Origin of the sequence: Kribbella hippodromi, from assembly GCF_039531045.1 — a bacterium.
Classification (GTDB): Bacteria; Actinomycetota; Actinomycetes; order Propionibacteriales; family Kribbellaceae; genus Kribbella; species Kribbella hippodromi.
In genome coordinates this window covers 1-11,908 of sequence record NZ_BAAAPH010000031.1, presented here as the reverse complement: position 1 = coordinate 11,908, position 11,908 = coordinate 1, and the positions used below count along the sequence as shown (strand labels likewise).

The window sequence follows — 11,908 nt, the reverse complement described above, 5'->3', positions numbered from 1 at the left end:
CAATGGCTGGATGAGCGAGTTGCCTGGTCGCCTGTTCCGGCTGCTGTCGTTGCTGCAGAGCCGCCGGGAGTGGTCCGGTCGTGAGCTTGCTGAGCGGCTCGGCGTCACCGAGCGGACCGTACGCCGGGATGTCGACCGGCTGCGCGGGCTCGACTACCCGGTGACCGGCACGACCGGGACCGCGGGCGGTTACCGGCTCGGCTCGGGTACCCGCCTGCCGCCGCTGCAACTGGATGACGACGAGGCGATCGCCGTTGCACTCGGCCTGGTCGGCGCGGCCGGCGGCGGCGTGACCGGGATGGCCGAGAGCTCGATGAGCGCGCTGGCGAAGCTGGAACAAGTGCTGCCCGCGCGGCTCCGGCCCCAACTCGCGGCGGTCAGTTCGGCCACCGAGGCAGTGCCCCGGCCCGGCATACCGCAGGTCGATCCGGGCGTACTCGCCGTGCTGGCGCGCTGTTGCCGGAACCACGAACTCGTTGCCTTCGACTACCACGGGCGGCAACGCGCGACCACGCGCCGGCGGGTGGAGCCGCATCAGCTACTCACACTCGCCTGGCGGTGGTACCTGCTCGCGTTCGATCCGGAACGGGACGATTGGCGGATCTTCCGGGCCGATCGGATCGGTGCGGTGACGCCGGTACTGCATCAGTTCACTCCACGTGTACTGCCGGCGGCTGATGCGTCGTCGTACCTGGTGGAATCGTTCCTTTCGGCGCAGTACCGGCACAGTGTCCGGCTGGCGGTCGAAGCGCCGGCGTCGGCGGTGACATCGGCGTTCGAGGGGGTCGTACGCGGCGTGGTCGAGGAGACCGGGCCGTCGTCTTGTGTGGTGCGGTTCAGCGCGGATTCGCCGGCGATGCTGCTGACACAGGTGGCGGCGATTGCGGTGCTCGGGCCGTTTGTCGTGGAGCATGCGACGGCGGAGACGGCCGCACTGATCGCCCGGGTGGGCGGCCGGCTCGAGCGGGCGTTTGCTGCCTCAAGTGATTCAGCGGCCGCGGGTGATTCGGTTGCCTCAGGCCACGATCAGGCCGATGCCGAGGGTGAGGACGCCGATGGTCAGTGACGCGGCGCCGAGCCAGAGCACCCAGATGAACTGGTTCGGCTGGGTCCGGTCCTTGCCGGCCGACGAGGCGAAGAAGCCGCCGGACATCAGGATCGCCGCGAGCGGGATCGCCAGCCGCGCGACCCAGAGCAGGAAGCCGCCCAGGTTCGTCTGGTCGACGCAGAGCAGGCCGACCAGGCTCAGGATCACCAGCACGCCGGCATGGGCGTGGCCGGCCCGCGCGAAGTTCTTCTGGAAATCGGTCATCGGCACCTGGCCGCGGACGATCTTGGTCATGAAGTAGCCGCCGAACTGAATCGTCACGACGGTGAGCAGGATGACGCCGGCAAGAATCCGGGATGCGTCGCTCATGAGTACACGCTCTCTTCGACTGGGGTGATGGTGCGGGTGTTCGCCGTCCGCGCTATCCAGAGTGCTACGGCCAAGTACAGGATCTGCTCCGGGATGCGCTGCCAGAGCGGTGTCGCCGCGCCGCCCGCGAACGGGACCTGGGCGACGGCCGCATGGATGTTGGCCGGCAGCAGTGCGACAAAGAGCGCTGCCAACGCGCACCCAGCCGGTTTGCGGGTTGCCGTGCGCAACAGTCCGGCGGCGCCGAGTAGTTCGAGTACGCCGGTGAGGTAGACGAGCGCACTGGCGTACGGGAGGAACGGCGGGACCATCCGGACCATGTCGGCGTGGTTCGGCATCACCGTCACGCTGGATGGGACGAAATGGGCGCTCGCGGTGAACAGGAGCATCAGCGCCATCCCGTACGCCGCGCTCGCCGGCCAGGTCGCGAACCGGCGTACGCCGAGGACGCCCAGCCCGCGAAACCCCAGCGTCGCCAGGATCAGCACCAGGGGAATCATCTGTGTCAACTCCTTAATGGATAGCGAAGGTATCCGCTTATGGATACTGATACTATCCATCAGAGACAACAGGAAGGCAAGCGGATGCGAATCGGGGAACTCAGCAAGGCGACGGACGTCCCGGTGCCGACGATCAAGTACTACCTGCGTGAGGGCCTGCTGCCCGCGGGCGAATTGAGCAGCCCGAACCAGGCGGCGTACGGCGAGGCGCACATCCGGCGGCTGCGCTTGATCCGCGCGCTGATCGACCTGGCTCAGGTCCCGCTGGCGCAGGTGAAGGAAATCCTCGAGTCACTCGACGACGACACCGAGTCCCTGCACGACCAGATCGGCCGCGCGCACCGCGCCCTCACCCCGCCCCGCCGCGTCACCACCACCCCCGAGGCCCGCGCCACCGCGACCGCCCGCGTCCAGGACCTGATCCAGAAACGCCGCTGGTCGGTCGAACCCGACGCCCCCGCCCTGGCCACCCTGATCGACACCCTCGCCGCGATGGAAACCCTCGGCCAAACCAACCTCGCCGACCACCTCGACACCTACGCCGACGCCGTCGAAACCTTCACCAAACTGGAAGTAGCAGCCGTCACCACCAACCCCACCCGCGACCAACTGGCCGAATCAGTAGTCATCGGCACCATCCTCGGCGAAACCCTGATCGCCTCCCTCCGCCTCCTCTCCCAAGAATCAACCTCCGCCACCCTCTGGAAACCCCACTGACCCCAAGCCCCAGGCCTCTCCGCGAGCTCGTCAGGGCCTCGGCGGTTGCAGCAAGTGGCAACGACGCTCGCAACGGAAGCTGGGAACCCGGCCTCCACCTACGATGGTCGAATGGGGACAGTTCCACATCCGCTCCGGGCGTACCTTCTGAAGGTCCAAAGTTCGGTCCGCAGCGTCCAGGAGCGCCTGACCGGGCAACTGGATCGTCCGCACCAGAACTTTGCCGCCGGCAACGTGTGGAGCGGCCCCACCGCCGAGTCGTGGGGAACGCAGCTGAGTAGTCAGCGCACGACCTACAACCTCGCGTTGGCCAACCTCGGTGCCGAGGTCGCTGACCGGCTCGCCGCGACACCCCTGACCTGCAGCGAGGAAGAGGCACAGCTGTGGCAGCGGCGGCTGGGCAATGCCTGAGCCGAAAGAAGAGGGCTTCGCCGGGATCGATCCGGACGCGCTCGACGCCATGAACAGCGACCTGGCCAAAACCCAGGCGATGCTCGACGCGCTGCTCCCCAAGCTGCGATCCGCCTACACCACCGTCAACCTGGATACCGGTGCGATCGACCGCTTGCGAACGGTCAGCAGCTGGATCGCGACCGAGCTACCGATGCTCCGGCGACGCCATGTCATGGCACAGCAACTCATGGGTCAGGCCCTCCAGCTAGGTCAGAACCCGGTTATGGTGCCGACAGAGTGGGCCGGCAACTTCACCAGCACCGCGGCAGCCATCGGCAGGGCAAAGGAACTCGCAGCGCAATACCAAGAACCCGGCCGGCTTCCAGCCGCGGTCTGGGACGAGCTCGCGGCCAACCAGCACGACCCCGACTTCGCCGCGGCGTTCGCGAAGGCACTCGGCCCGCACGCCACCCGGCTGGTCGTAGCCGGGCTCGGAAAGGACAAGCTGAAGGCCGACCGGCTTCCCGCTCTCGCCAACCTGTTCGCCACGGCCAGCTCCCGCCGCGTCTTCGACGACACCTGGTTCACTGGATTCCCAGGTGTTCCTGGCATTCTGCCGCTCCTGCAGTTCGGCAAATGGGACAACGATCTGCTGGTCCACGTCGGCAACCTGGCCCTGGCGCCCGACCGGCGCGGTATCGACAACGAGCGCACAGCCCAGGTCCTCGCCGCCGTTGCGCGCTCACCCATCGCCGCGACCAGACTGTACGAGGAGAACTTCGCCACGATCCAGGCGATGTCACGAGGCCTGAGCCCCGGCTGGGTCAACGGAGCCCGCAGCCAACTCGGCGACCCACTCGGAACCTTCATCCGAGCCGCCACCATCGACGCCCGAGCGATGTACGACAACACCCGCCCGGCCGGCACCACCACCTGGGCCAACCCGGCGGAGGCCCTCACCCGGCGCCTGCTTCTCGACCTCAGAGACAACCCGCACCGAGCCAGGTTCGCCGGCGTCCAAAGCGCCTACGCGGCCATCGCCACCGAGTACTTCGACGACCTCGAGGCCGTCGCCAGCGGTCCACCCGTCCCGGAGTACTACGACCAACCGGACCCAGCCAGGCCCGGAATCGAGGCACCGGCCACCGCCTGGGCCGCCTTGATCCAGCAAGCCATGCGCGACCCCAAGAGCGCCGGCTACTTGAGTACGCTGTTTCGCGCGAGGTACGAGGCGAAGTCCGCCGCGGTGACCGCCGGTGAGACCAAGTTCAAGGACGCCAACAATTTCTCGAATTGGCAGAACGGGCGGTTCAGAAGCTGGTTCCTCGATCAGCTCAACACGACGCAGAGTGCCGCGAACAAGGAAGCCGCCGACTACAACGCGAACGTCAAGCAATGGGTGGATTACTTCGTCGACCCGGCGAGCGCGGCGTTGTTCGCGGAGGGCGGTCCTGCCGGTGCGGCCGCGGCCAAGACGATCACGGGGTTCGTCAAGGCCTCGGGAAAGGGCTCGGTCTCAGCAATGATCGTTGGCTGGCTGGACCGTACCCCCCAGCAGATCGCGGCGGACAGCGTGTGGGCGGGAGACAACAAGGTCTGGCAGACCAAAGCCCGCAACAGCTTGGCAGCCGGCATCACGCCGGTTAGGGACGCCCACGGAACGACCTGGACCGGTGACCCCACCGGCTACGAGAAGAAGTACGGAGCGAAGTTCACCACGGGTAATCCCGAAGATCCGCTGCGGCCGGTCGCCGAGATGTCTCAGGCTGCGCGGCGGGCCTACGCTGCTTGGATGGAGGACCCGGCAGTGCAGCAGGCGGCCTGGGACGACTTCAATGCCGATGTCCTCGGCTCACGCGGCCGATGATCACTTCGGCAGGTCGAACCGTCCGATCACCGCTTCACCGCGGTATCCGCTGCTGATCACCACGTACAGCTTGCCTGCCCGGATCGCACCACCTTCCACGGCCCACGCCGCAGTCGTCAGCGAACCGTCCGGGCGAACGATCCGCAGCAGGTTCTGCAGCTCGTCACCTTCCGCGCCCTTGGCAGCGGCGTCGACGATCCTTTGTGCGCCTGCCGAGAATTGCCCCGTCCATCGGTAGGCCGGCGGCACGGAGTGTGGGCTGTCAACACGGCCGTACTGCACCGGAAGTGTCACGTAGCCGGCGTCCTCGGTGATGCCGGCGTCCTCCTGGAACATCGGGTCGGCATCGGCGGCGTCACCTTCACGGGTGAAGGGGCGGTCCGCGACCAGCGCGGACGATCTGTCGCGACGGCGAGCGGCTGCACGGATGGTGCCATCCGGAACGACGGCGAGCACTCCGCGATCGGACTCGAAGTAGATCGTGCCGTCATCGCCGGTGGTGAGGCTGCGGAGCTGAAACATGCCTGGTAGTGACCAGTCCAGTGCCATGGTCCCGGCCGGCGGATTCACCGATCGTACGATCCCGATCGAGTAGTCGTCTTCCGGTAGCGTGACTGAACGGCCGGCGATCGTGGTGACCCGGCCATTGGCCTCGACGCGCCGGACCAGTCCGATGTTCTGGTTTGCTGTGTCGAAGAAGCGCAACTCGCCGTACACGAGACGGCCCTGACGGTCGACGGAGATGCCCGTGATCCTCGACGCAGGGCCCGTCGCGACGCCTCCGTCGGCGGTGAACCCAAGGCTCCCGTTGCCGACGATCAGTGTTGTTTTGCCTGCAGCGTCGACTTTGGAGACGAGCCCTGCTCTCTTGACTGGGTGGGAGACGTACATCGTGCCGTCGTCCGCGACCGCCAGCTGCGTGGCTGTTGTGATGCTGGGATCGACCTGGATTCGCCGGGCCGCGCCACCAGGCTGGAAAACCCAGATGCTGGCCCGGTTGTTTTCACTGGTCAGCAACCTGACCACGCCGTCACGACCGACTTCGAGATCTCTCATGTAGCCGGTCAATTTGGCGTCCGCGGCTGTCTTGGCAACGGCATCCGTGCCGCCGCCCGCAACGATCTCCAGCGCCAGCCCGTCCGGCTTTTCGGAACTCTTCGCCAAACTACAAGCGCCGAGGGCCAGGCTCATGACCGCCATTGCCGCTACACCCATGACACCGGTCGCTGAGCGTCGCCAAGTCATGGCGGGCATCCTAGTTGTTTCTCGACAGCGATCAGCCGTCGTGGGCCATGTCCACGAAGCGAGAGTAGTGGCCTTGGAAGGCGACGACGACGTCGGCGGTCGGGCCGTTACGGTGCTTGGCCACGATGAAGTCGGCTTCCCCTGGGCGCGTGGACTCCCGCTCGTACGCATCCTCCCGGTGCAACAGGATCACCATGTCCGCGTCCTGTTCCAGACTGTTGTGGAGGGCGATTCCTTCGGCGACGAAGTTGTGGGTGCCCAGGACGGTGGCGTCGTACACCTCTTGCTCGCCGAGCGGCTCGATCGAGGTAATGGTGTCCCAGAAAATGTCGTTGGTGGCGAGTACTTCGAGGTCGGCGTCGTCGAGGATGTCGGCGACCTTGGCGAGGCGCTGGCGGCTCGGGGCGTGCTTCCACATCGTCGACCCGGAGAACTTCGTCCCCATCGCGGTGGCGAACTCGCGGTGCGAAACGTTGCGCTCGGCAAGGACCGCGCGGACCTGGGTCCAGACGTCCTTCGGCACCGTGTCCAGGTTCGTGTTCGCCTTCACGTCGCGGAGTGCGGTCGCGACCTCCAGCACCTTGAGCCCACGCAGCCCGTGGACGCCGATGCCGTCGCAGAACCGCTTCTGGTTCTCGGCGCCGTAGATGTACAGGTGGTAGCCGTCGCGGTACCCCGGCTTCTTCACGGTCTTGATCCGGCTGAAGATGTTGTGGCGGAGGAGGAGGCGGGCGAGGTCGTCGATCAGCCGGCGGCTGGTGCTGGCGTAGTAGATCCGGGCCTGGCCGAGCTTCGCGTCCCAGCGGACCGAGCCGTCGGTGGCCCACAGGTGCCGGATGAAGTGGGCGAGCTGCTCCTTCGGAAGGCCGAAAACACCGTCCGGGATGAACTTCTCGTGGCTGCGCAGGCCGAACAGGCCGAGGCCGTCCAGCCAGGCGGCGATCGGGTTCCGCTTCCCGCGGGCCAGCCGGTACGGCGCCGGCAGCCGGAGCGTGGTCACCCGCGCGGCGGCGTCTTGGCGGATCGCGGTGATGCCGAATCGTCGCCGCGCCGCCTCGGCGACCGCGGTCAGATTCGCCTCGTCGATGCTCGCGTACCGGATCGGCTGACGCTTGACGAACGACCCGTCTCCGAGCAGATGCGCAAGCATCGTCAGCTCGTCCTCGTCCCACGGCTGCACCTGCAGCGGCGCCGGGACATGCCGGAGCGATCCGACCCGGGCGCCGGGCGCCAGCTCACCGAGGGGCTTCCACCCGTCGTACGTCAGGAACGGGTGGTTGGCGGTGGCCTTGATCTCCCGGCCGGAGGCCAGCTTCAGCCGGAAAACCTCCTTCACTCCACTGGGGAAGGCATGCGTGAGCGTACGCGGCACCAGCTTCAACCGGTCGTCGAGCGACCAGACCGGGATGTCGCGAGTGTCCGTCGCCAGCAACTCTCCGAGTGAGATCTCCGCGCCGGTGTCGGCCCGCAGCAACCGGGTGTCCGCGGTCAGGCAGCCCGATTCGCGGAGGTCGGAGGCCATGGGGCGTTTGTCGGAGCGTTGTTCGGAGCCTCGGTTCAGCTGGCAGATGGCTACTACGGGGAGTTCCAGCTCTTTGGCGAGGAGCTTGATGGAGCGGGAGAACTCGGAGACTTCGAGTTGGCGGGACTCGACCTTTTTGCCGGACGTCATCAGCTGGAGGTAGTCGATGATGATCAGTTTGAGGTCGTGGCGCTGTTTCAGCCGGCGGGCCTTGGCGCGGATTTCCATCATGGTGAGGTTCGGCGAGTCGTCGATGAAGAGTGGGGCCTCGGAGACCTCGCCCATCTTGCGGGCCAGCCGGGCCCAGTCCTCGTCGGTCATCTTGCCGTTGCGCATGTGGTGCAGCGGGACCTTGGCCTCGGCCGAGAGCAGTCGCATGGTGATCTCGTTGCGGCTCATCTCCAGCGAGAAGATGCACGAGGTCAGGCCGTGCCGGATCGAGCAGGAGCGGGCGAAGTCCAGGCCGAGGGTGGAGTTGTGGGTCGGGATCATCGTCTTGCCGGCCAGGTACAGATGGTCGGGGTTGTCCACCTCGACGCAGCGCACCGGCACGCTGTCCACCGGGTCGACCCACTCGAGCCGCCGCTCGCCTTCGCCGGTCAGCGCGGCCGGGAAGCCGTGGCCGGTGATCTGCCGCGGCGCCGAGCCGGGGATCGACGGGGTCAGCCCGGGACTCGCCGACATCGCCGTGTACAGGTCGGCGGTCGTGCAGATCACCGGGCGACCGCCGTCCTCGACCCGCCACTGGTGCTCGGCGTCGGCGACGATCGCGCTGCCGTCGGAAAACGACAGCCGGAAGCACGGGCGGTCCACCATCACCTCGGTCGCGGCGACCACCGTGGTCGGCAACCCGTCGGCGTCCAGGAGCTGGTCGCCGACCGCAACCTCGGCCATCGTGGTCCAGCCGGTCGGTGTCGGCAGCGCGGTGTCGAGCGCCAGCGCCTTCCCCATCGCGGGACGCGCGGCGACGATGATCATCTGGCCGGGGTGCAGCCCGTTGGTCAGCTCGTCCAGGTCGGTGAACCCGGTCGGTACGCCGACCATCGCGTCACCACGGGAGTCGATCGCCTCGATCTCGTCGAGGGTGCCCTCCATGATGTCCTTCAGCGGCGCGTAGTCCTCGGCGGTGCGCTTCTCGGTGACCGAGTAGATCTCCGCCTGCGCCTCGTCGACGACGTCGTCGACCTCGCCCTCACCCGCATATCCGAGCTGGACGATCTTGGTGCCGGCCTCGACCAGGCGGCGCAGGATCGCCTTCTCCCGGACGATGTGCGAGTAGTAGCTCGCGTTCGCCGCCAGCGGGACGGACGCGACCAGGGTGTGTACGTACGGCGCGCCACCGATCCGGGCCATGTCGCCGCGCTTGGTCAGCTCGGCCGCGACGGTGATCGCGTCGGCCGGCTCGCCGCGCGCATACAGGTCCGTGATCGCGTCGAAGACGGACTCGTGCGCCGGCCGGTAGAAGTCGGTGCCGCGCAGGGTCTCGATCACGTCCGCGATCGCGTCCTTGCTGAGCATCATCGCGCCGAGCACGCACTGCTCGGCGGCCAGGTCCTGCGGTGGGGTGCGGTCGAAGCCCATCGCCGGACTGCGCTCTTCGTGGCCGTCGTCCTGGCCCCCGCGGAACTCCGCCACGCTCACTTCGCCCGACCTCCTCGTCACGCCGCTGCCCCGGCCACCCGCCGACCGGCCGTCGGCGAGCGGTTCGAACACCTGCTCGAACCATAGTCACACCCCGCCGACAGTTTCCGGCGCTGACTCCGGCACCAGCCTCGCGACCGTACGCCGGACCCGTCGCCGCTGGCCACTCGAACGTCCACAGGGGCTGTGCACGAACCGTGGATAACCCCGGACCAGGCTGTGCACAGGTTGGGCACAACCCTGTGGATAACTGGGGACAACAATGCACAACCAGGCCCTGACCTGCGGTTTCCCGAGTTCACAACTGTGGAGAAGAAAAAGTACGAGACGAATTCCGAAGACCCGCCCACAGCCTGGGTAACCTGCCTCGGTGAGACGTCGACGATGGCTGCCAGCGCAGGACCGGGAGATCCTCCGGCTCGCCGTTCCGGCGTTCTTCGCCCTCGTCTCCGAACCGCTGATGCTGCTCGCCGACTCCGCGATCGTCGGCCATCTGGGGACGCCGCAGCTCGCCGCGCTCGGCGTCGCCGGCACCATCCTGCAGACCCTCGTCGGCGTCTGTGTCTTCCTCGCCTACGGCACCACCTCGGCGGTCGCCCGCCGGATCGGCGCCGGCGACCACAAGGGCGCGCTTGCCCAGGGCATCGACGGTCTCTGGCTGGCGCTGGTCCTCGGCGTCGTACTGGCGATCCTCGGCGTGATCCTCGCGCCGCACGCGATCGCCGCGTTCGAGCCGTCACCGGACGTCGCCGACTACGCGGTCACGTACCTGCGGATCTCCTGCATCGGCATCCCGTCGATGCTGCTCCTGCTCGCCGCCACCGGCGTACTCCGCGGCCTCCAGGACACCCGCACCCCGATGGTCGTCGCGATCACCGCGAACCTCGCCAACATCGGCCTGAACGTGCTGCTCGTGTACGGCGTCCACCTCAACATCGCCGGCTCCGCCCTCGGCACCGCGCTGGCCCAGACCGGCGCGGGCATCGCGCTGGTGATTGTGGTGGTCCGTGGCGCCCGCCGCGACGGTGCCAAGCTGCGCCCCGACCGCGCGGGCATCCTCGCCTCGGCGCAGATGGGCGTACCGCTGATCGTCCGTACGCTGACCCTGCGCGCCGCGATCATCCTGCTCACCTTCGTCGCCACCGCGCTCGGGACCACCTCGGTCGCGGCGCATCAGGTCGCCTTCACGCTGTGGTCGTTCCTCGCGCTGGCGCTGGACGCGATCGCGATCGCCGCACAGGCGCTCACCGGGCGCGCGCTCGGCGCCGGCGACGTGGCCGGTACCCGGGCGATCACCCGCCGGATGATGTGGTGGGGCCTCTTCTCCGGCCTGATCGGCGGCCTCGCGCTGTGGGGGCTGCGCGGTGTGTACGTCCCGTGGTTCACGAGCGATCCGGACGTACGACGTACGCTCGCCGCCGTACTGATCGTGGCCGCCCTTTGGCAACCGGTGAACGGTGTCGTGTTCGTCCTGGACGGTGTACTGATCGGCGCGGGCGACGGCCGGTACCTCGCACTGGCCGGAGTGATCGCCTTGGCGCTGTACGTGCCGCTCGCCCTTCTGGTGCTCTGGCTCGGCGGCGGAATCGTCGCGCTGTGGTGGGCCTTCGGCGCGTACATGCTGCTGCGCTTCCTGACTCTGACCGTCCGCGAACGGCGCGACGGCTGGCTGGTCACGGGCGCTGTTCGCTGACCCCGCGGTGCGGCATCTTTAACCGGTAAGGAAAGGAGCCGTATGCCTGACACCGACGACGACCCGATCGTCTCGCTCGACCCCGCGCAGCAGGAGCAGGGCGACGACGACACGGAGGCCGCCCGGGCGCGGCAGGCCCTTCGGCAGCAGCAGGCGGCGCGGGCGCGGGCCGAAGCGAGCCAGCGTCCGGCGGCTGACCGGACAGAGCTGGATGCGGAAGAACGGCGCTCGGAAGACGAGCAGACGCGGCTGGACGAGGAAGAGGCCGACCAGGCGCGGGACGACGAGCTCGCGCTGATCGCCGGCGAAGAGCAGGAGCTGGCCGAGCAGCGCAACCGCGACGCGCTCATCGACGAGTCGCACCGGGCTCAGCAGATCGCCTTCGCGAACCGGGCCGGCGAGGCGCGGGTCGACAACGAGCGGCTCGGCGCGGCCGAGCAGGTCCGGGAGCGGCTCGACCTGCACCGCGGCTACGACCGGCTCGACCGGGCCGCCGCTGACCCGGACGCACCCGGCGCGGACGCGCTGACCATCAAGGGTCGCGCGGACATGCGGGACAGCCTGGCCGCGCACTACCGGTCCGAGGAGGCGTACGGCCGGGCCGCGCGGGCCGGTGCCGACGAGGCGGACCACCGGGCCGCCGCCGAGGACCGGGAGGCCGACGACGCGCTGCGGCCGGCCCGCGAGGCCGTCCTGAATCCACCGGACGAAGCACCTGAGGCGCTACCGCCGAAGGACCGCAACCACATTCCGGTTCGCGGCAACCGCAAGCAGAAGCCCCAACAGAAGCCGAGCCCGGGTACCGAGTGGGACATAAGCCTCTAGCCCGGCCCCAAACCGGTTTGGGGCGCCGACCACGCGGCGGGTTCAGGGGGTGATTGCAACACCTGTCGGTTGAAGGGGTGTTGTGATG

10 protein-coding genes are annotated in these 11,908 nt (G+C 68.1%); 6 read left to right on the top strand and 4 right to left on the bottom strand.

Annotated features, from left to right (window positions below):
• The first annotated feature begins 10 nt into the window (after nucleotides 1–10).
• Nucleotides 11–1,066, top strand: a complete 1,056-nt coding sequence (locus ABD260_RS33770; protein ID WP_344240339.1) for a helix-turn-helix transcriptional regulator — start codon at nucleotides 11–13, stop codon at nucleotides 1,064–1,066.
• On the opposite strand, the gene ABD260_RS33765 is transcribed toward ABD260_RS33770, so the two are convergent.
• Together ABD260_RS33765 and ABD260_RS33760 are read right to left on the bottom strand one after the other, a co-directional pair.
• Entirely contained in the window at nucleotides 1,016–1,417 is a 402-nt protein-coding gene (locus ABD260_RS33765; RefSeq protein ID WP_344240338.1) for a hypothetical protein, read from the bottom strand. The two genes, ABD260_RS33770 and ABD260_RS33765, sit on opposite strands and share 51 nt — an antisense overlap.
• Nucleotides 1,414–1,917 carry a DoxX family protein gene (locus ABD260_RS33760; RefSeq protein WP_344240336.1) on the bottom strand — a complete coding sequence of 168 codons (504 nt, stop codon included), beginning with the start codon at nucleotides 1,915–1,917 and terminating at the stop codon, nucleotides 1,414–1,416. The genes ABD260_RS33765 and ABD260_RS33760 overlap by 4 nt, the downstream gene beginning before the upstream one ends.
• Before the next feature lie 84 nt (nucleotides 1,918–2,001).
• Here ABD260_RS33760 and ABD260_RS33755 point away from each other — a divergent pair, with 84 nt between their 5' ends.
• The 3 genes from ABD260_RS33755 (at nucleotide 2,002) to ABD260_RS33745 (ending at nucleotide 4,894) form a co-directional block, all read left to right on the top strand.
• A complete protein-coding gene (locus ABD260_RS33755; protein WP_344240334.1) occupies nucleotides 2,002–2,634 on the top strand; it encodes a MerR family transcriptional regulator in 633 nt (210 codons plus the stop codon).
• Nucleotides 2,635–2,745: 111 nt separating this feature from the next.
• Nucleotides 2,746–3,045, top strand: coding sequence for a hypothetical protein (locus ABD260_RS33750; RefSeq protein WP_344240332.1), 300 nt, complete (start codon nucleotides 2,746–2,748; stop codon nucleotides 3,043–3,045).
• A complete protein-coding gene (locus tag ABD260_RS33745) occupies nucleotides 3,038–4,894 on the top strand; it encodes a hypothetical protein (RefSeq protein WP_344240330.1) in 1,857 nt (618 codons plus the stop codon). Before ABD260_RS33750 ends, ABD260_RS33745 begins: the two co-directional genes overlap by 8 nt.
• Here the strand turns inward: ABD260_RS33745 and ABD260_RS33740 are convergent, their stop codons facing one another.
• Both ABD260_RS33740 and ABD260_RS33735 read right to left on the bottom strand, forming a co-directional pair.
• Nucleotides 4,895–6,139, bottom strand: a complete 1,245-nt coding sequence (locus ABD260_RS33740) for an NHL repeat-containing protein (protein ID WP_344240328.1) — start codon at nucleotides 6,137–6,139, stop codon at nucleotides 4,895–4,897.
• 31 nt (nucleotides 6,140–6,170) lie between these two features.
• Nucleotides 6,171–9,302 (bottom strand): replicative DNA helicase, encoded by a 3,132-nt coding sequence (locus ABD260_RS33735; RefSeq protein ID WP_425553467.1) that lies wholly within the window; start codon nucleotides 9,300–9,302, stop codon nucleotides 6,171–6,173.
• Nucleotides 9,303–9,672: 370 nt separating this feature from the next.
• Between ABD260_RS33735 and ABD260_RS33730 the strand changes: the two genes are divergently transcribed.
• A complete protein-coding gene (locus tag ABD260_RS33730; protein ID WP_344240326.1) occupies nucleotides 9,673–10,995 on the top strand; it encodes an MATE family efflux transporter in 1,323 nt (440 codons plus the stop codon).
• Between the two features lie 42 nt (nucleotides 10,996–11,037).
• Nucleotides 11,038–11,820, top strand: coding sequence for a hypothetical protein (locus tag ABD260_RS33725; protein ID WP_344240324.1), 783 nt, complete (start codon nucleotides 11,038–11,040; stop codon nucleotides 11,818–11,820).
• The last annotated feature ends 88 nt before the right edge of the window (nucleotides 11,821–11,908 follow it).

Bases quoted from the DNA above. Each gene is read 5' to 3' on its own strand.
- ABD260_RS33745 (WP_344240330.1), top strand. From the start codon at position 3,038: ATGCCTGAGCCGAAAGAAGAGGGCTTCGCCGGGATCGATCCGGACGCG.
- ABD260_RS33770 (WP_344240339.1), top strand. From the start codon at position 11: ATGAGCGAGTTGCCTGGTCGCCTGTTCCGGCTGCTGTCGTTGCTGCAG.
- ABD260_RS33760 (WP_344240336.1), bottom strand. From the start codon at position 1,917: ATGATTCCCCTGGTGCTGATCCTGGCGACGCTGGGGTTTCGCGGGCTG.
- ABD260_RS33725 (WP_344240324.1), top strand. From the start codon at position 11,038: ATGCCTGACACCGACGACGACCCGATCGTCTCGCTCGACCCCGCGCAG.
- ABD260_RS33755 (WP_344240334.1), top strand. From the start codon at position 2,002: ATGCGAATCGGGGAACTCAGCAAGGCGACGGACGTCCCGGTGCCGACG.
- ABD260_RS33765 (WP_344240338.1), bottom strand. From the start codon at position 1,417: ATGAGCGACGCATCCCGGATTCTTGCCGGCGTCATCCTGCTCACCGTC.
- ABD260_RS33750 (WP_344240332.1), top strand. From the start codon at position 2,746: ATGGGGACAGTTCCACATCCGCTCCGGGCGTACCTTCTGAAGGTCCAA.
- ABD260_RS33740 (WP_344240328.1), bottom strand. From the start codon at position 6,139: ATGACTTGGCGACGCTCAGCGACCGGTGTCATGGGTGTAGCGGCAATG.